At 65.1% G+C, this 19,642-nt stretch carries 16 protein-coding genes; 12 read left to right on the top strand and 4 right to left on the bottom strand.

All coding sequences use genetic code 11. From position 1 onward, the window contains the following. Positions 1-41: 41 nt before the first annotated feature. On the top strand, positions 42-1,379 hold the full coding sequence (locus DB354_RS22375; RefSeq protein ID WP_158277551.1) for an ABC transporter ATP-binding protein: 1,338 nt from the start codon (positions 42-44) through the stop codon (positions 1,377-1,379). Positions 1,380-1,420: 41 nt separating this feature from the next. Here DB354_RS22375 and DB354_RS14900 read toward each other — a convergent pair whose 3' ends face one another. From DB354_RS14900 to DB354_RS14915, 4 genes are read right to left on the bottom strand one after another with little or no spacing between them, the layout of a single operon-like run. After that, positions 1,421-2,269, bottom strand: coding sequence for an ABC transporter permease (locus DB354_RS14900; RefSeq protein WP_107836423.1), 849 nt, complete (start codon positions 2,267-2,269; stop codon positions 1,421-1,423). Between the two features lie 30 nt (positions 2,270-2,299). Continuing rightward, positions 2,300-3,283, bottom strand: coding sequence for a hypothetical protein (locus DB354_RS14905; RefSeq protein ID WP_107836424.1), 984 nt, complete (start codon positions 3,281-3,283; stop codon positions 2,300-2,302). Then, on the bottom strand, positions 3,280-4,407 hold the full coding sequence (locus tag DB354_RS14910; protein WP_107836425.1) for a DegT/DnrJ/EryC1/StrS family aminotransferase: 1,128 nt from the start codon (positions 4,405-4,407) through the stop codon (positions 3,280-3,282). Before DB354_RS14910 ends, DB354_RS14905 begins: the two co-directional genes overlap by 4 nt. A 5-nt stretch (positions 4,408-4,412) precedes the next feature. Beyond that, positions 4,413-5,897 carry a bifunctional class I SAM-dependent methyltransferase/glycosyltransferase family 2 protein gene (locus DB354_RS14915; RefSeq protein ID WP_107836426.1) on the bottom strand — a complete coding sequence of 495 codons (1,485 nt, stop codon included), beginning with the start codon at positions 5,895-5,897 and terminating at the stop codon, positions 4,413-4,415. A gap of 151 nt (positions 5,898-6,048) precedes the next feature. Between DB354_RS14915 and DB354_RS14920 the strand changes: the two genes are divergently transcribed. The 11 genes from DB354_RS14920 to DB354_RS14970 all read left to right on the top strand — a co-directional run bounded on the left by DB354_RS14920 (position 6,049) and on the right by DB354_RS14970 (position 19,606). Then, on the top strand, positions 6,049-7,449 hold the full coding sequence (locus DB354_RS14920) for a TolC family protein (protein ID WP_107836427.1): 1,401 nt from the start codon (positions 6,049-6,051) through the stop codon (positions 7,447-7,449). Then, positions 7,439-8,584 (top strand): efflux RND transporter periplasmic adaptor subunit, encoded by a 1,146-nt coding sequence (locus DB354_RS14925; protein WP_107836428.1) that lies wholly within the window; start codon positions 7,439-7,441, stop codon positions 8,582-8,584. The genes DB354_RS14920 and DB354_RS14925 overlap by 11 nt, the downstream gene beginning before the upstream one ends. Positions 8,585-8,665: 81 nt before the next feature. Further along, the gene (locus DB354_RS14930) at positions 8,666-9,907 is read left to right on the top strand and encodes an FtsX-like permease family protein (RefSeq protein ID WP_107836429.1); all 1,242 of its coding nucleotides are present in this window, start codon (positions 8,666-8,668) and stop codon (positions 9,905-9,907) included. A gap of 26 nt (positions 9,908-9,933) precedes the next feature. Beyond that, positions 9,934-10,632, top strand: coding sequence for an ABC transporter ATP-binding protein (locus tag DB354_RS14935; RefSeq protein ID WP_107836430.1), 699 nt, complete (start codon positions 9,934-9,936; stop codon positions 10,630-10,632). Between the two features lie 576 nt (positions 10,633-11,208). Then, positions 11,209-11,868, top strand: coding sequence for a cytochrome c3 family protein (locus tag DB354_RS14940; RefSeq protein ID WP_107836431.1), 660 nt, complete (start codon positions 11,209-11,211; stop codon positions 11,866-11,868). After that, on the top strand, positions 11,865-15,248 hold the full coding sequence (locus tag DB354_RS14945; protein ID WP_107836432.1) for a TAT-variant-translocated molybdopterin oxidoreductase: 3,384 nt from the start codon (positions 11,865-11,867) through the stop codon (positions 15,246-15,248). The genes DB354_RS14940 and DB354_RS14945 overlap by 4 nt, the downstream gene beginning before the upstream one ends. An 18-nt stretch (positions 15,249-15,266) precedes the next feature. Continuing rightward, positions 15,267-16,748: an NrfD/PsrC family molybdoenzyme membrane anchor subunit gene (gene nrfD, locus DB354_RS14950; RefSeq protein ID WP_107836433.1), complete on the top strand. Its 1,482-nt coding sequence runs from the start codon at positions 15,267-15,269 to the stop codon at positions 16,746-16,748. A gap of 17 nt (positions 16,749-16,765) precedes the next feature. Beyond that, positions 16,766-17,299: a DUF3341 domain-containing protein gene (locus DB354_RS14955; RefSeq protein WP_107836434.1), complete on the top strand. Its 534-nt coding sequence runs from the start codon at positions 16,766-16,768 to the stop codon at positions 17,297-17,299. Positions 17,300-17,326: 27 nt separating this feature from the next. After that, positions 17,327-17,980, top strand: a complete 654-nt coding sequence (locus DB354_RS14960) for a c-type cytochrome (RefSeq protein WP_107836435.1) — start codon at positions 17,327-17,329, stop codon at positions 17,978-17,980. Continuing rightward, on the top strand, positions 17,977-19,257 hold the full coding sequence (locus tag DB354_RS14965) for a hypothetical protein (RefSeq protein WP_107836436.1): 1,281 nt from the start codon (positions 17,977-17,979) through the stop codon (positions 19,255-19,257). The genes DB354_RS14960 and DB354_RS14965 overlap by 4 nt, the downstream gene beginning before the upstream one ends. Next, positions 19,250-19,606, top strand: a complete 357-nt coding sequence (locus tag DB354_RS14970) for a hypothetical protein (RefSeq protein ID WP_107836437.1) — start codon at positions 19,250-19,252, stop codon at positions 19,604-19,606. Before DB354_RS14965 ends, DB354_RS14970 begins: the two co-directional genes overlap by 8 nt. Positions 19,607-19,642: the final 36 nt, after the last annotated feature.

The following is a 19,642-nucleotide window of genomic DNA, read 5'->3' on the forward strand; positions in this document are numbered from 1 at the left end:
TGTCTTGGTTAATCCCGCTCCTGCGCGCTTAACAGAACGCCATGGTGGCCAATTCACCGGCGGCAGTGGAATCGCCTCTCGGCGCTGATTCCAACGCTGCTCCGGCAATCGAAATCCGTGAGCTGACGAAGCTCTATCACCGCAACGTCTCGCTTCGCAGCTCCTTCGCGCGGGGACTCGGTTTCGGCTCCCGTCTCGATCGCGCGTCGAACGGCGCCGTCGCCGCGCTCGATCACGTATCCTTTACCGTGCAGCGAGGTGAGGCATTCGGCATCATCGGCCGAAACGGCGCCGGCAAGAGCACGCTGCTGCAGATCGTCGCAGGCACCTTGCAGGCGTCCTCGGGCGCGTGCCGCGTCAACGGCCGTATCACCGCGCTGCTGGAACTGGGGTCCGGCTTCAACCCCGAGTTCACCGGACGCGAAAACATCTACCTGGCCGGCGCGATCCTCGGCATCTCCCGGGCCGAAATGGAGACGCGCTACGAGCGCATTGTCGCATTCGCCGATATCGGCGACTTCATCGATCAACCGGTTAAGACCTATTCCACCGGCATGATGATGCGCGTGGCGTTTGCCGTCGCGATCTCGGTCGAGCCGGACGTCTTGATCATCGATGAGGCCCTGAGCGTCGGCGACATCCTGTTCCAACAGAAATGCAGCGCCCGGATGCGGGAGCTGGTCAACGCCGGCGTCACCCTCCTCGTCGTAACCCACGACACGGCCTTTGTCCTCAACATGTGCCAGAGGGCGCTCTGGCTCGATCAGGGACGCATGCGCTACCTGGGGGAGGCGGGGGCCTGCGTGCGGGAGTACGTGACCGCCATGGCCGCGCTTTCAGGCAACGCGCCAGCGCCCACCGACGATTTCAACGCGCTCGCAACTGTTCCGCTGCCGACCGCTCCGGAACTGGCGCTCGCCGAGAAGGAGCGCCTGGGGGATGGCGGCGTGCGCATTGCGCGCGCTTGGCTGTTGCACGCCGACGGAGGGGCAGGCTCGACGTTCCGGCTTGGCGACTGGGCCGTCGCTGTCGTCCTGATTCGGGCGTCCCGTCACGTCCGAGGCGTCAGCGCGGGTTGCGAACTGCGCAACCGCCATGGCCAGGTGATGTTCGCCACCGGGCTGCGCGTGGCGCGGCGCCTCATTGCCGAGATTCCCGCCGGCAAGGCGTGTCTTGTCTCAATCCGGTTCCGCCTCGAACTGCAGCCGGGGCAATACACCCTCGACCTCGGCTGCGGGGCGGGAGTCGACGCCGACAACACCTGGGACCGCGTGCTCAACGTCGCGGTGATCGAGGTCTCAGCGGCATCCGAGCAAGAAGTCGTGCACGGACTTGTGCGGCTGCCATACGAGATCGGCGTTTCCCGCGTCGCGGGCTAGCCCCGGAAGAGCCCGGCGCCAGGCACGATCCTTCGCGGCCCCTAGATTACCTCCGCGAACGAGCGCCGGAGCAGCATGAAGCAGGCGTGCCCGAGTGCCAGGGTGACCAGCGCAACCGCGTACACGTAGGCGAGGTTGGTCCACGGCATGGGCTGGTGCCAGAGCACGACCCGCCGGCCGAGGTCGAGAATCTGCAGGAGTGGATTGAAGCGCAGGATCTCCCACGCGTACGGCAGCGCCGTCATCTTGGTGGGTGCGAACATCACGGCGCTGCCGAATTGCAGGGCGGTGCCGATGAACGGCGTGAGTTGGGCGACGTCACGAATGAACACCCCGATCGCGGATAGCGCCCAGCCAATGCCCAGGGCCAGCATGAGGAGCGGAAGGATCAGCACCGGCAGCCATAGCACACTCCAGGAGACGCCCGCCGTGCCGAACAGGCTGCCCACCAGCACCAACGCGAGACTTACACCGAGGTGGTACGCGGCGTCGCCAACCTTTGCCACCGGGAGCACCTCGAGTGGGAACACGACCTTTTTCACGAAGTTCGGGTTGCCGGCGATCAGGAGCGGGCCCCAGCCGAGCGTCTCGGCAAACACGTGGTACATCGCGAGCCCGAAAAACAGCGCCAGGACGAAGTCGAACTCCGTTTCGCCGGGAAGCACGTTGAAACGGCCCCCGAAGATTGCGCCGAACACGAACCAGTACAGCACCAGCATCGAGAGCGGGTTGACCAGGGCCCAGATCGCCCCAAGCCGGCTGCCGCGGTGCCGCACTTCGATCTCGCGCACGGCAAACTGCCAAGCGAGCTCACGATGCCGCCAGAGATTGCGGCCGATGCACCAGGGATTCAGGAGGGCAAAGACGGACGAGGAGTCGAAGGATGCCACGGTTCGGCGCCTGTTCTCCCGCGCTCGTGTTCAAAGCGCAACACCAGCGTTCGTCGCGACTGGTTCGAGCGTCGCGAGGATGGCTTGGTGGTCGAGGATCGCGAGGGCGCAGCGTTCATCGTCCACGCCGAGACTCACCACCCAGTGGCCATTCGCATAGGCTGCGCCCGCCGGATAGACGACACCGCCGATCGCCGCGTTCAGCTTTGGCAGCGAGCGTCGTGCCGCTGCGGGCAACGGGATCGCCACCGGAATGCGCGGCATGTCGGTGGGCGCGAACGGAGCGCGCGCCGCGAAACGATAGACACCGGCCGTGTAGTGGTAACCGTCGTCCCCGTTTTCGATCGAGTGGCAGAACGAATAGAAATGATCTCCGCAACGCTGCGGCGGCGCTCCTCCCCGCAATCCACCGTGCGCCTGCGCGTAGCCACCCGGGTTGGGCGTTGCCGGACCGACCTCGGAAAACTCGATCGGTCCGTTGCCCGCCAATGAGAACCGCAGCACGCGGTGGGGATGCACCGAGTACACGGCGAACAATCCGTCCGCTTCGAAGAGCGCCCAGTTCTTCTCCAGTTTCTGGCGCCGTCCCGCGAGCGCCAGTTCCCGCGCCCGGCTTACCGGTTGGAGCGTCACCGCGTCGAGTTCCTGCAAAAATTGATGGTTCTGCGGCTCATGCCAGCCGGAGTTCCAGTACACGAATAGACGGCCGCTCAGCCGATACAGTCGCGGATCGGCGAACCAGGTCGTCGTCTGACCAACTGCGTCCGCCAACGCGCCGAACCGCACCTGGTCGCTCAGGGCTACCGGTGAGCCGGGAACCACGGCGAAGCGTTCCGTGAGCCGGCAGATGGCGATGCGCCGCTTTGCGGCCGGCTCGATGACCACGCGGTACGCGAGTAGCCATCCCGCGCGTTCGCGCAGCAGTCCCGCATTGAAGACACGCACCGCCTGGCCGCGCGCTTCATCACGCCACGCCGCCGGCAGCAGCTCAGCGTTGTCGAACAACACGATCATCGGCTTTGGCCAAAAAATTGGCGGATGCTTGCGCCAACGGCTTCAATCTGGTCCGCGGTGTGATGCGGCCCGATCGGCAGGCTGAGCACCTCGGCGGCGAGCTGCTCGGCGATGGGAAAGTCGCCCCGTTTCCATCCGGCCCCGGCATACGCCGGCGCAAGGTGCGGCGGGGTGGGGTAATGGATCTGTGTGCCGATGCCGGCGGCCTCCAGATGCGCCTGCAACGCGGCGCGCTGACGGGTGCGCACGACGTAAAGGTGCCACACCGGCTCGGCCCACCCGGGCACGTACGGCAGGATGAGGTCGCCGACGCCCGCCAGCGCCGCCGCGTAGCGGGCCGCAAGGGCGGAGCGGCGCTGGTTCCAGGCATTTAGCAGCGGTAGTTTCGCCCGGAGGAACGCCGCCTGCAGCTCGTCGAGGCGGGAGTTCAGGCCGACGTATTCGTTCACGTAGCGCACCTTCGAACCGTAGTTGCGGAGGTGGCGCAGTTTGTCCGCCAGCTCTCGGTCGTCCGTGGTGATCGCGCCGGCGTCGGCCAACGCGCCGAGGTTCTTGCTTGGATAGAAGCTGATGCCGGCCGCATCGCCCAAGGCGCCGGTCTGCCGCCACGGGCCGCCCGCGCCCTGGCGGCAGCGGGCGCCGTGCGACTGCGCGGCGTCCTCCAGCACGAACAGCCCGTGGGTGCGTGCGAAGGAGGCGATCGCCGGGAGATCTGCCGGCTGTCCATAGAGATGAATCGGCAGGATCGCGCGCGTCCGAGGGGAAACGACGCTGGCCAGCCGCTCGGGATCGAGATTGTGCGTGCGGGGATCGGGCTCGCACGGTACTGGTCGCGCACCGACGTGCGTGACCGCGAGCCAGGTCGCGATGTAGCCGTTTGACGGCACGATCACCTCGTCGCCTGGGCCGATGCCGCGCGCCAGCAGCACGAGTTGCAGGGCCTCGAGGCCATTGGCCACGCCGATACAGTGCCGTGCGCCGACGAAGGCGGCATATTCCTGTTCGAAGGCCTCGAGTTCCCGGCCCAGGAGAAAACGGCCGGATTCCATCACCCGCTGGTACGCGGCGTCGAGCGCTGGGCGGAGCTCGTCGACGGCCGGCTTGAGATCGAGCACGGGAATCATGAGGGCTACACGAACTTCAGCTTGCGCGCGGCGAACATCACCATGCGCAGGAGCAGCCAGCCGTGACGCCAGCGCTGGATGTTGGTCGTGCCATAGGTGCGGTCCTGATACCGGATCGGCACGTCGGCGATCTTGAGGTTCAGCTTGGCGGCGCCGAAGAGCAGGTCGAAGTCGCCAAAAGGATCGAAGTCGCCGAAGTAGGTGCGATTGGCGGCGACGCGCTCGTAGTGCGCCCGTGCAAGCACCTTGGTCCCGCAGAGCGTGTCCTTCACGGGCTGGCCGAGCAGCCAGGAGAAGATCAGGCCGAACGCCTTGTTGGCGCAGAGGTTTGCGAACTGCATGGCCTCCTGTTCCATCGGATAGACCAGGCGCACACCGTTCGCAAACTCCGCCCGCCCGCTCGCGAGCACCGCGTAAAACTTGGGTAGCTCCTCCGGCGGCATCGTGAGATCGGCGTCGAGGATCATGAGGATGTCCCCGCTGGCGACGGCGAAGCCGGCACGGACCGCATCGCCTTTGCCGCGGCCGGGCTGCTGAAGGATTCGGATGTTGCGCTGCGGATACGCGGCCGCCACGCGCTGAATCTCGGCCCAGGTATGATCGGTGGAGTTGCCCTCGACAAAAATCAGCTCCGTGCCCGCACCCAGCTCGGGTGTGCGCTGAACGGCGGCCTCGATGTTGCCGGCTTCGTTGCGCGCGGGGATGACGACGGAAACCGTCCGTGCCCGGCGGGGTGTGCGAGGTTGCGGCCGTGCGACGAAGAAGATGGTGAGGCAGAACCACTGGAGCAGCGGGGCCAGCCAGCGGTTGACAAGCGAGCCGAGCCCCAGGACCGGCGACGGCACTAGAATCCGATTCTGGTCGAGGACCACCTCCCAATCCGCCAGCCGCAGCAGGTTGCGGACGTCGGCGCTCGCGAGCCAGCTGTTCTGCGGCTGGGCGGCTTTGAGGCCCAGCGCCTGTGCGAGCGAGAGGAACGGACGCCAGAGTGTGTTCTGAAAATTGATCAGCAGCCGCGTGTCAGGCGTCGCGACGCCATGGAGCCGTTCGAGCAGTTGCTGCACGTCCGCCGCGAGGTTGAGCGTGTCCGAGATGATGATGACGTCGAACTTGCCCTCGAGGCTCAACTCCTCGCCGGCCTGGACATAGAACTCGGCATCGGGAACCTGCTGACGTGCGGCCTCGATCCGCTTGGCCGAGAGATCGACGCCCACGCGGCGGCCGGCTCGAATCAACGCCAGCAGATCTCCCCCACCACATCCGATCTCGAGCACGGAGGCGGACGGCGCGATCAACAGATTGTAGTAGTGGGAGAGCAGCCGTCGGTATTGGCGGGCAGCCCATTGTGGACGGACCGGGGCGCAATCATAGAACTCCCGTACCCGATTAAGGTGCCGTTGCACGAGCTGGGACGTCGATACGACCGGGTCCGGCTGAGCTTCAGTGACGTTGGCTGAGGGAAGGTCGGATGTTGATGAACTGGGATTCATGGATGCGGCGACACGCGAAAGCATACGAAGATAGTGACTGACATTGCGGCGGAACCTGTAACGCGAAAGCGCAATCTGATTTCCTCCCCTAAAAAGCTTTGCAATCGAGGGCCAATTCCAGCGGTCTGACCACCTCATTCTCTCACGTTACATGCTGTTGTCTGGACTCAGTTGCCTGCGTGTCGGGCGCGCCATTTCATGGTTAGCGTTGACCGTCGTCACAGTAGGATTGCACGGCCAGTCGGCGACGATGGTGGTTACACTCCCGGAAGATTATCTTCCGGGATTGAAGGTGCTGTTGGCGGCTGCGGTGAAGCAGTCGCCGGACCAGTTGCGGCGGGAGGCACTCGTCGACCGGGCCGATGCCGAAATCCGCCTGGCCGACCGGCAGCGGTGGCCGAATCTCGGCGGCGATTTTCGCTACAACTCCAGTCAGACAGGTATCTCGGGCAACGCCGATTCAAGTTCGGACAACAGTGGCCTCTTTTACAATATTGGTTTGGATCAGGCGGTGTTTCATTGGGGAGACGTCCGGCGCGCGGGGCAGATTGCCCGTATCAGGGCCGCAGTTGCAGCCAAGGAGTACGCCGACGCTTACCGAGAACTCGCGGTCGCGATTCGACAGTCGTATCTCAGCCTTGTGGCGAGTCAGGCGCGCTTACGGGAGATTCGTTACACACTGACGTTGCGGCAGCAGGAACTAGCCAGCGCAAAGGAGAAACAAGCGTTGGGCGTTCTCTCGGGCGCGGATATCGCGGGGCGGGAGCTCGAACTAAATGAGGCCCAGCTTGAGGTGGATCGGGTCACCGCCAACTTCACAACTGATTGTCGGCGGCTCGCGCGTCTTGCGGGCGTGTCAGACCTCTCACCGGAGTCGATTCCGGATGCGCTGCCGCTGCCGCGCTACGATCCGGCGCTCGCCACGGCTTGGACGGCTGCAGTGCTCCGCGACGGAGGTCGCCACTCCTTTCGGGCTCAAGTGCTTGAGATGCGGATTCGGGAGGCGGATCTAAATTATCGCACGGCGCGGATGCGCCTGCTGCCCAAGTTCAATTTTGGCATCTCGCACAGCGTCGAGACATCGACCACGGCCAGCGAGAGTGCCGTCTCGCAGACGGCTATCACCCGGGATTCGATGGAGCTGCGAGGGAACTGGACCATTTTCGATGGGTTTGCCACTCGGGCCATCAAGGCGATGACCAAGGCCGATCGTCGCTATGCCGAGGCGGAACTGCGACGGGTGACCGAAGAGGTGATGGATCAGGCACAACAGTATCAGCGAAACGTGGTGCTTGATGCGCGCGCGGTGGAGCTGACCGAGCAACGGCGGCACGCTGCTGAGCTCGGCATGAGGCGCGAGCAGGAACTCCTGCGGACGCAAGCAGGCGAGGCGTCGCAAGCGCGCCTAGAGCGTTCGCAACGCGACCTCCGCCGGGCCGAGGCCGTCGCGACTGCCGCCCGGGCGGCGTTCCTGGCCAGCTGGAGCGCCTTTGTGTCGCGAGTGACGGATGACCCCGCGCTCCAGAATCTTCCCTCTCGTTATGTCCGCTAAACCCGCCAAATCCGGTTTCGTTCTGAAAATCCTGGTCGTGCTGGCCATCCTGGCCATCGCAGTCGTGGTGGCGTTGTACGGGTTTCGACCGGTCGCCCTCGTCGCGCCGGTGCAGCGGGGCAAGGCCGTGGACGTCGTCAGCGGCAGCGTCGTGGTGCACGCCGAAAAGGACGTGCAGGAGCTCAAAAGCGAGCTGGGCGGGCGTGTCGTTTGGATCGATCCCCGGCAACTGGGCGAACCCTTTCGCAAGGACGAGGCGGTGGTGAAGCTGGATTCCAGCGACCTTGAACGGGCAAAGAAGCAGGCCGCCGACAACTATGCGCGTGAGCTGGAGCGCCGGAAGATCCGGCTGCGCAATGACTCCTCGCTTGAGACGGCCAAGGAACTGCTCGCTGCCGCGAAACAGCAATTCGACCGGGGGGAGATGCCGCCGCTGCAATGGAAGGAAGCGCAGCGTCGCTACGCCCAGGTCGAAACGGATTTGGTGCTGGCGGACTTCGACATGAAACAGGCCCAGATCGATTTCGAGAAGAGCCAAGCCGAGTTTCAGCGCCAGATCGACAAAATGACCGTGCGGGCGCCGATGGACTGCGTGATGCGCGCTGTTTTCGTCGCGCCGGGCGCCCTGATTGGAGCCGGTACGAAGGTCGGCGAGTTCTTCTCCAATGAACGCGTGGTGATCGCGAAGATCGGCGAGGAGGACATCGCTCGGGTGAAGGTCGGGCAGCGCGCCCGCGTGCGGCTGCTGAACGTTGGCGACACGCTGTTCGATGCCGAGGTCACGACGATTCTCCCGTTCGCCGATGCGGACACGCAGCGCTATAGCGTGTACCTGAAGGTCAAGGCGGAGACGGCGCAGTTGATGCCGTTCAGCACGGGCGAGGCCTCGATCACGGTGGGCGAGCGCGAGAACGCTCCGCTCATCCCGCGGCGGGCGCTCTTCAACGACAAGGGCCGGGAGAACACGGTCCTGCTCGTGCGCAATGGCGTGGTGGAGAAACGCCAGCTTTCGATTGGCTACCGCGCGTTGAACTACGCCGAGGTGACGGACAAGCTCAACGAGGGTGAGCTGGTCATTGTCGATGGCATCGACCAATTCCGCGAGGGGCAGCGGGTGCGGGTGGAGCAACAGTGAGTCAAGGAGCCCTGCGTCGATGAATTCCGCGCAATCATCCACTCCGCCAGCGGTCCACCGCGGGCGGCCGGCGCCCGGATCATGAGCCCGAACCTCCGGATCGCATTCCGGTTTCTGACCGCCAAGAAGCGGTCGATGCTGATGAGCCTTTCGTGCACCATCCTCGGGGTGGGCTTGTTCATCGTGACGCAGGCCACGACGAGCGGGTTCGAGCAGTTCTTCATTCGCACGATCCTGGGCACCGACGGCGCCATCCGCATTGAGGACAAGATCCAGGATACGATGCGCAGCATGTCTGCAGGCGGTGGGTCGAAGTTCGAGATCTGGCAAAAGGATGGCGTGAAATACATCGAAGGGGTGGAGGACCCCGACGCCCTCACTGGGGCGGTGCGGCAGTTCAACGACGTGCGCGGCGTGTCGGCCGTTGTACGTGGCAATGTGCAGGTGACCGGCCCGATCAAGACCGAGGACGCCCAGGTGTTCGGCATCAGGCTGACGGATCACCTGCAGGTCTCCGACCTGGATCAGCAGATCATCGCGGGCAACTTGCGCGAGATCGAGCGGGGGACCGGTGGCGCGGCAATTGGACGCGTCATTGCGGACCGCCTGCAGCTCTCGGTTGGTGATTCCTTTGTGATCAGCGCGCGCGGCGAATCCCGACGGCAGCGTGTCGTCGCCATCTACGAGACCGGGGTGCAGGATATCGACAAGCTCCGAATCTACGTCCCACTCGCCGAGGCCAAGTCGCTGCTGAAGAAGGCGACGGGTGCGAGTTTCCTTCAGATCAGCCTGCGGGATCCCAACCGCGCTCCGTCCGTGGCCGCCCAGATGCAGGACGTGTTGCGTTACAACGTCCGCCCTTGGCAGGTGCGCGAGAAGACCTGGCTCGCGGTGTTTCGCGCGCTGCGTATCTCGTCCGCCATCACGGTGACGGTGTTCACGCTCATCGCCGGCCTGGCGATGTTCAACACCCTGGCGATGATCGTCTTCGAGAAGACCAAGGACATCGCGATTCTCCGCTCCATGGGGTACGAGCGCCGTGACATCACCCAGATTTTCCTCTGGCAGGCCGGCATCGTACTGACGATTGGCTCCATCGCCGGCGCGCTCTTCGGCGCCGGCGTGACGTGGTGCGTGAGCCAGGTGCCGTTGCCCATCACGGGGATTTTCAAGACTGAGCACTTCATCGTCACCTGGGAACTCCAGCACTACGTCTTGGCGGTTCTCACGGCCGTCGTGATGGTGATGGTGGCGAGCATGATCCCGGCGCGCAGGGCGGCGCGCGTTGAGCCGGGTGACATCATTCGCGGCACTGCGCAGTAGTCTGTCCCTCAACTCGACCCCGCGCCATGTCCCTTGCGTCAACCTCTACCTCCAGGATCGCCGTCCGTTGCACTGGGCTGCACCGCTACCTCGGCCAAGACGAGGGCCGGGTCCATGTCTTGAAGGGCGTATCCTTTGAGGCTGAACGCGGTCAGGTTTACGCGATTGTCGGTCCGTCCGGATGTGGCAAGAGCACCCTGCTGTACCTGCTCGGATTGCTGGACCAGCCCGATGGCGGCCAGATCGAGATCAACGGTCGGGTGATGTCCAACACCGACGACGTCGCGCGGACTGCGGCGCGCGGCGAACATATCGGCTTCGTCTTCCAGTTTCACTTTCTGATGCTCGAGTTCACCGCGCTCGAGAACGTGATGATGCCGATGCGCAAGCTGGGTCGGCTGGCGCCGGCCGAGATGGAAGCGCGTGCCCATGCCCTCCTCGGCTCCGTTGGACTGGGCGACAAGACCCACCGCCTCGGCACCCACCTGTCTGGTGGCGAGCAGCAGCGCGTCGCGATTGCCCGCGCCCTTGCGAATCAGCCCACGATCCTCCTCGCCGACGAGCCGACGGGCAACTTGGACGTCAAAAACTCAGCCCTGGTGTTCGATCTGCTCACGCGCTTGGCGAAAGAGCAGGGCCAGGCGGTCGTGCTCGTGACGCACAATCCGGAGATTGCCCAGCGTTGCGACGTCACCCGATCGATGCGGGACGGCATATTCCTGTAGGCCGGCGTCGCCCCCGGGCGGCGATGCCTCGATTCTTGGGGACCGCGCTGCCGCAGTCTTCCGCTGAGCGAATTTCCTATCGGGCTACGATTATGCCTTAGCCGACGGGCAGCCGCCGCAGTTATCCGGGCGAGGTGAGCGCATCCCGAACGCGCACGCCCACCTATAAGAAGGATTAGCGTGCGTCGTTTCACGCACGGCGTGTACTAATTCTTCGACTAGGGAAGTTGCCTACCGAAATTTTGGTTTACATCGTAAAAACCGCTCCCTTGCTTCGGACCGTTTTTCTCCCGCCGGATCCCACCCGGTCGGCTCCCACCGTCAGTTAGGTCTGTCCCACCTGTGTCCCACAACCCTTCGCGAAAGGCTTTTTTCGCAAAGCTCATCGGCTTTGCGGCAGCTTTCACCGTGCTCCCGCGCTTGCTCGGCAAGGCGTCGAGCCCGGCCTCCGCTCCGGCTGCGCCCGGCGTGAGCCCGCAGGCATCGCCTGGCTGGGCCCTGCGGCAGGACGCGCGCGCCGTGGCGCGAGACGCTCACCGCGGCTAACCGCCCGGGTTCGACGAACCCCCTCCCGTCATGTCGAAACTCTTCCCGAAATCGGCCAACAAGCTGCCGCTTCAGATCGTGATCTTCCTCGCCGTCCTGGGGAGCATCGCGACCGCGGCCGTCACCTATTACATGACGCCGAAGTACACGCGCGTCGGATACGCGCCGGTGCAGCCGGTCCCGTTCAGCCACGCCAAGCACGTGAACGAGCTCGGGATGGACTGCCGTTACTGCCACAACGGCGTCGACAAGTCGGGGCACTCGAACGTGCCGACCGCGCAGACGTGCATGAACTGCCACAGCGTGGTGAAGAAGGACAGCCCGCTGCTCGCCCCGGTGCGGGAGAGCTATGAGAAGGGCACGCCGGTGCCGTGGGTGTGGATCCACACCACGCCGGACTACGCCTACTTCAACCATGCAGCCCACGTGAACCGCGGCGTGTCCTGCGTGGAATGCCATGGGCCCGTGAACCAGATGGATACGGTGACCCACATGCAGCCGCTCAGCATGTCGTTCTGCCTCGATTGCCACCAGAACCCCGCGTCGCGGCTGCGCGACCCTAAGGATGTCTTCAACCTCGATTCGAAACGACTGGTCGACCAGGGCCCGGCGGGCGCCGACCAGGCGACGAAGCTCGTGAATCACTGGAAAGTGATGCCTCCGCAAAGCTGCTCCGGCTGCCACCGATGAAACGCAAAATCGACCATCCCGCTCCGTCGGCGCGCGAAATGAACGGCCCGAAGTACTGGCGCAGTCTCGACGAGCTCGCCCAGACGCCGGGCTTCCAGGACCAACTGCACCGGGAGTTCCCGGAGGGAGCCTCGACCCTCGACGGCGTGGACCGCCGCGCGTTCATGAAGATCATGGCCGCGTCCTTCGCCCTTGGCGGCGTGGGGCTCGCGGGTTGCCGCCGGCCGGAGCGCAACATCCTGCCGTTTGGCAAGTCGGTCGATGGCGTCATTCCCGGGCTGCCCCAGTATTATGCGACCGCGATGCCGCTGCGGCGCGCCGCCGTCCCGCTCCTCGCGGAGACGCATCAGGGGCGTCCCACCAAGCTTGAGGGCAACCCGACGTACGCGCCGTTCGGCGGTCGCACCTCGATTACGGCGCAGGCTTCGGTGCTTGATCTTTACGATCCTGACCGGGCGAAGGCGCACACCTCGAGTGGAGTCACGATCTCGACCGATGCGGTGAACGCGCTGCTGGCCGAAATCAGCCGCAAGTTCGCGGCCGGGCAGGGTGCGGGTCTGGCGATCCTCGCCGAGGAATCGGCATCGCCCACGCGCGCCCGCCTGCTGCAACGGCTGCGGGAGCGATTCCCTCAGGCGATCTGGGCGGAGTATGAGCCCGTGGCGGACGAACCGCCGCTGGCCGCGGCCCAGGCTGCGTTCGGCGTGAACGTGAAGCCCGTGTATCACTTCGCGAAGGCGAAGCGAATCCTGTCGATCGACGGTGATTTTCTCCAGGCGGAGGCCGGTTCGGTCTACTACGCCCGCGGTTACGCCGACGGCCGCCGTCTGGGTTCGGCAAAGGACGACATGAACCGGCTCTACGTCGCCGAAAGTGCGATGACGCTGACCGGCAGCATGGCGGACCATCGCCTGCGGCTGGCCTCAAGCCACATGCTCGGCTTCGCCTCGGCCATCGCGCTGGCCCTGCACGACCGCATGCCGGGGGCGGAAATCCTCCAGCCCTTCACGGAAGGGCTGACCGTGAAGCCGGAATGGATCACGGCGTGCGCTGACGATCTTCGCGCCCACGCTGGCTCCTGCCTGGTTGTCGCCGGCTCGCACCTCCCCGCCGCCGTTCACGCCATTACGTACGGGATCAATCTCGCGCTGGGGAATGTCGGGCACACCGTCGACTTCGTCACGGTGCCCGCGTCGTCGGCGGCTTCGATCCAGGACCTGGCCCGCGCCATTCAAGAGAAGCGCGTCCAGACGCTCGTGGTCCTTGGCGGCAATCCTGTCTACAATGCCCCGGCAGACCTCGACTGGCCGGCGCTCCAAAAGTCGGTGCCCCAGGTGGTTCGTTTTGGTGGCTACGTGGACGAGACCTCCGCCTTGGCGGGGACGCACGTTGCCGCGGCGCATTACCTTGAGTCGTGGGGAGACGCCCGCACCGCCGATGGCACAATCGTGCCGGTGCAGCCGATGATTCTCCCGTTGTTCGGTGGCCTGACCGAGCTCGAGGTCCTCGCGCGCCTTGGTGGCGAGACGAATGCCGATCCCTACGAGCTGGTTCGCGCCACCATCGCTGGCCTTGCGGGCGGCGATGCCGACAAGGCAATGCGTCGGTTCCTGCACGACGGCCTGCTGGCGAACTCCGCCTATCCGGTGGCCAATGTCCGCTTCGATGTCGACCGCGCCGGCAGTCTCCTGCAGGGGCTGGGCCGGGCGCCGGTGGTCGATGCCGCGCACCTCGAAGTGCGCTTTGTGGCGGACCACAAGGTCGACGACGGCCGCTTTGCCAACAACGGCTGGCTGCAGGAAGTCTCCGACCCGATTACCAAGATCGCCTGGGACAACGCGATTCTCGTGAGCCCCGCGCTTGCGCGGGAGCTCGGCGTTTATCCGAAGGGTTCGGCGCTGCAGATTGCGCGCGTGGAGGAAGGGGAGCTCGACTCCATGGCCCGGGAGCAGGCGCGCATCGGTGAACTCGTGCTCGGCGGACGCAAGGTTCGGGGGCCAATCCACATTCAGCCCGGCCTGGCGAATCACACGGTGGTTGTGACGCTGGGGTATGGGCGGACAAAGTCCGGCCACATCGGCACGAACTCTGGCTACAATGCCTATCCGCTGCGGACGTCCACGGCGATGCACGTCGCCAATGGCGCCACGCTGACGGTTACGGCCGAACGTCACGCCCTCGCGAATACGCAGGCGCACTGGTCGATGGAAGGTCGCGACCTCGTGCGCGAGGCGAACCTGGATGAGTATCAGCGCAACCCTGGCTTCGTGGCTGCGATCGGACTCGAGGCTCACTCGCCCTCGATCCTGGGCGAAGCTGGCGAAAAGATGTCGCTGCAGGAACGCGCGACCGAGATCCCGCGCGGCGGCTCGTTGTACCAGACGCCGAACAAGCAGAACGACGGCTTCGACGGCGTGCACCAGTGGGGCATGTCGATCGACCTCAACACCTGCATCGGCTGCAATGCGTGCGTCGTCGCCTGCCAGGCTGAGAACAACATTCCGATCGTCGGCCGCGACCAGTCGCTGCGGGGCCGGCAGATGCATTGGATCCGCATCGACCGCTATTACTCCGATGGCGAGATCGACGCGGCGGCGTTCGGTGGGGAGGGTAACAAGCAACTGCCCGAAGATCCCCAGATTTCGCTGCAGCCAGTCGGTTGCCAGCACTGTGAACTCGCCCCGTGCGAGACGGTGTGCCCGGTCAACGCGACGGTGCATGACAACGAGGGCCTCAACACGATGGCCTACAACCGCTGCATCGGCACGCGGTACTGCGCGAACAACTGCCCGTACAAGGTTCGGCGCTTCAATTACTTCGACTGGAATCAGCGGCAGCTCGACAGCCTGTACCTGGGACCCCTCGGCCCGAAGGGTATGCCGGAGCTGGTGAAGATGGTGAAGAACCCCGAGGTCTCGGTCCGCATGCGCGGCGTGATGGAGAAGTGCACCTACTGCGTGCAGCGGGTTCAGAATGGCAAGATCCAGCACAAGGTGCGCATGGCGCAGGCCGGCACGCCTGAGCAGGTCATGGTGCCCGACGGTACCGTCGTTCCGGCCTGCGCGCAGACCTGCCCGGTCGACGCCATCGTCTTCGGCAATCTCCTCGACCCGCACAGCGCCGTCGTGAAGGCCAAGGCGCGCGAGCAGGAGTATTCGCTCCTGGGCTACCTCAACATCCGGCCGCGCACCACGTACGCCGCCCGCATCCGCAATCCCAACCCGCGGATGCCGGACTACGGCAAGCTCCCGCTCAGCCGGATCGAGCAGAGCCGCAAGAACGAGCCGGCGGCGGCGGGCGCCCACGGCGCCGCCGCGGGACATACCGCGCCGCACCACGCGCAGCCGGCGGACGCCCATGCCGCGGCGCCGCAACACTAAGCCCCGAGGACTCTGCCCATGGCCCACGCTGACAACGCTGTTTCCGCCCCCGCGATCCTCCAGGAGGTCAAGCCCGCGGTGCTGCCCCGACCCGTCCTGGTCGGCAACAACCGGAGCTTCCATTGGATCACCGAGAAGATCTGCGGCATCATCGAGGGGCGCACCCCCGCCTGGTGGTGGTGGTGCTTCATCGTCTCCTGCTTCATGGCGTCCTTCACGGTCGCCGGCATCACCTACCTCGTTTCCACGGGCGTCGGTGTCTGGGGTCACCGCAATCCGGTGAACTGGGGCTGGCCGATCGTGAACTTCGTGTTCTGGATCGGTATCGGCCACGCGGGTACGCTGATCTCCGCCATCCTCTGCCTGCTGCGGCAGAAGTGGCGCACCTCGATCAACCGGGCGGCCGAGGCGATGACGATCTTCGCCGTCGTCTGCGCCGGTATCTTCCCGGTGTTCCATGTCGGCCGCGTCTGGTACGCGTGGTTCCTCGCGCCGGTGCCGAACTCGAACGCGATCTGGCAGAACTTCCGCTCGCCGCTGGAGTGGGACGTCTTTGCTGTCTCGACGTACGGCACGGTGTCCGTGCTGTTCTGGTATGTCGGCATGATTCCCGACCTGGCGGTACTGCGCGACCGCTTCTACGCGGTGGGCAACAAGACGCGCGCGTTCCTCTACGGCCTGTTTGCGATGGGCTGGCGCGGTTCGAACCGCCACTGGAGCAATTACGAGATGGCGTACCTGATTCTCGCCGGCGTCGCGACGCCGCTGGTGCTCTCGGTGCACACCATCGTCTCGTTCGACTTCGCCGTGTCGCTGATCCCGGGCTGGCACACCACGATCTTCCCGCCGTACTTCGTCGCGGGCGCCATTTTCTCCGGCTTCGGCATGGTGCTGACGCTCATGCTGCCGTTGCGCGCGATCTACCACCTCGAGGACCTGATCACGCAGTACCACATCGACTGCATGTGTAAGATCACTTTGGCGACCGGCACCATGGTCGGCTACGCGTACGGCATGGAGTTCTTCATCGCGTGGTACGGGGCGAACCCATACGAGGGCTTCACCTTCATCAACCGCGCGTTCGGCAACTACGCCTGGGCGTACTGGATCATGATTTCCTGCAACGTGATCACGCCGCAGTTCTTCTGGTTCAAGGCCGTCCGCCAGAACACCGCCTTGGTCTGGATCCTGTCGATCTTCGTGAACGTCGGCATGTGGTTTGAACGCTTCGTCATCATCTGCACCTCGTTGACGCGCGACTTTCTGCCGTCCAGCTGGGGCGTCCTGAGCCCGACGATCGTGGACATCTTCACCTTCTTCGGGACCTTCGGCGTCTTCGGCGTCCTGTTCCTCCTGTTCATCCGCTTCCTCCCCATCATGCCGATGGCGGAACTGAAGGCGGTCACCCCGCAGGCCGACGTCCACGGCGGCCACGACACGCCCGGCCACGACGAGCGCATCGGCCTCGGTGATCCCGTCACCCGTGAGGCGCACGATTAACCTGGGAACCTCCTACCATGGCTGACTCTCCCTACGGCCTGATCGCCACATTTGACCGCCCCGCGGACCTCTATCACGCGGCGGAGAAGGTCCGCGATGCCGGGTATCGGCATTGGGACTGCATCACTCCGTTTCCGGTGCACGGGCTCGACAAGGCCATGGGCCTGCGTCGCTCGATCGTGCCGCGGCTGTCGCTCATCGGCGGCATCACCGGCTTCTGCACGGGCATGTCGCTGATCTGGTTCGCCGACGCGTACGCCAACCGTCTCGTCGTGGGCGGCAAGCCCTTCTTCAGCCCGCTATTCGCGTTTCCGGTCAGCTATGAGCTGACCATCCTGTTCACCGCCTTCGCGACGATCATCGGCATGTTCGTCCTCAACGGCCTGCCGATGCACTATCACCCGGTGCTCAAGTACGAGAAGATCGGGCGGGGCATGGACGACACCTTCTTCATCGTGATCGAGGCGCGCGACCCGCGCTTCAACCTCACGAACACCCGCGCCCTCCTCGAGAAGGCGGGCGGCAAGGAAATCAAGGAACTCGAGGCCTGAGCTCGCGCCCCTCCCCGGATAACTCCGATGCGTAACGTTTACCTCGTCACTTTCCTCGGCGTCGTGCTGCTGGTCTCGATCCTCGGGTTCCGCGGCACCACGTTCACCAAGCCGCCGGCGGACGTCTTCCCCGAGTGGCTGTTCCCCGGCATGAAGTACCAGCCGAAGCTGCGGCCGCAGTCCGCCAGCGCTTTCTTCGCCGATGGCCGCGCCGACCGCCTGCCGCCGCCGCACACTGTGATGCGCGGACGCTTGGATGAGGATGATCACTTTTACCGCGGCAAGGACGCCAACGGGCAGTTCGTTGCCGGTTTCCCCTCCGGACTCACCGTGGACATGCCGCTGCTCGAGCGCGGGCGGACCAAGTACGCGACGTTCTGCGCGCCCTGCCACGGCGAGACTGGAGCGGGTGACGGCATCCTGTCGCGGTATGGCATGGGTACGCTCGGGACCAACGGCAACTATCACACCGATCGCCTGCGGGCCATGCCCGAGGGGCAGATTTTCGACACGATCACCAACGGTTCGGCCAGCAAGGTGATGTTCCCCTACGGGGACAAACTTGCGCCGGATGAACGCTGGGCGGTCGTGGCCTACGTCCGCGCGCTCCAGCGCGCCCAACACGGTGCGCCGTCCGACGTCGTCGACGCCACGGCCAAACGGAACCTCGGAATCAAATGAGCTCCCACGCCGCTACTGCCTCCACGGCAATTCCCGCCGCTCCGTCGGCCGCCCCCGCGGCCGGGACCGCGCTCGCGGTCGGCCTCGGTGGCATCGCCCTTACCGCGGTCGGGCTGTTCGTCCCCGGTTCGGGCCCCGCCGTCGTCGCCCTCTCGTGGCTCGTGGGCGTGACCTTCTGGACCGCCATCGCGATCGGCATGCTGATGCTGGTGATGATCCATCACATCTTCGACGCGTCCTGGTCGGTGGTCATCCGCCGCCAGTTCGAGCACGCGCTCGCCGCCTTCAAGTGGCTCGCGCTGCTGTTCTTACCGCTGGTACTGGCCAGTCTCTTCTACCAGTCGGACCTGATCTGGCCCTGGATGAATGCCGCGCACGAGCTGCACGGCGGGCACACGGTCGGCCATGATCCGCTGTACCTGAAGAAGTCCGCGCTCCTGAACGTGCCGATGTTCGTCGGCGGCTATGTGGTCTTCTTCGCGGCGTGGATGTGGCTTTCGGCGCGCCTGCGGAAGGCGTCCTTTACCCAGGACGCCGACGGCTCGGCCGGGTGGACCCGCCAGAACCGCGTGACGGCGGCGTTTGGCATTCCGATCGGGGCGGTGACGCTGACCCTGGCGGCGATTTTCTGGGTCAAGAGCCTCGAGTATCACTGGTTCTCCACGATGTACGGCGTGTGGTTCTTCGCGAACTGCGCGCGGGGCGCGCTCTGCTTCGGCGTGATCATGATGGTCTGGCTGTATCGGCGCGGCGATTACAGGGGGATCCTCAACACCAATCACCTCCACAGCATCGGCCAGCTGATGCTGGCGTTCACCGTGTTCTGGGCGTACGTAACCTTCTCGCAGTACTTCCTGATCTGGAACGCCAACGTGCCCGAGGAAACCTTTTGGTACAACGTGCGCGAGCTGAACCAGGACGGGACGACCAACCAGTGGTGGTATGTCGGTCTGGTGCTGGTGTTCGGCCACTTCCTGCTGCCGTTCCTCGCCCTGCTGTCGTACCGCTTCAAGGTCACGCAGCCGATCATCCGCGCGATCGCCCTCTGGATTCTCGGAGTGATCTTCATCGACCTTTGCTACAACGTGCTCCCGGCCATGCGCGACGCGCACGGAGATCCGGTGCCGTTCTTCTCCGCGCCGCTCCTGTGGGCGGTCACCTCCGCGATCGGGGTCGGTGGCATCTGCTTCTGGGCCTACCTGCGCAGCTTCCCGACGGCGAAACTGATTCCGATCCGCGACCCGCGGATCAACGAAAGCCTCACGCATCATGAGTGACACCTCCGTTTCCAGCCCCTCCGCGGCGCCCAAGCCTGCGGCCCGTCCGGTCTCGCTGCTCGTGATCGTTTTCGTCGGCGTGCTCTTCGCGGCGGCGTTCCTGGTCGCGCGGTACTATTACGCGCCGACCACGCTGGCGCCGCAGAACGCGTCGGCCGAGAATCTGCCGCCAGAGCTGGCCTGGCGCGCCACCGCCCAGTCGCGTCGCGACGAGATGCTCGCCCTGCGGGCGGCCCACGCGCGCAAGGAGAACACCTATGCCTGGATCGACCAGCAGGCGAAGGTGGTGCAGCTCCCCATCCAGCGCGCGATGGAACTGACGGTCGAGAAGTACGGCCCTCGGAAATAAGCCCCGCGACCCTGTCGAATCCTCAACGTATTTGCC

This window comes from Opitutus sp. ER46, assembly GCF_003054705.1.
Classification (GTDB): Bacteria; Verrucomicrobiota; Verrucomicrobiia; order Opitutales; family Opitutaceae; genus ER46.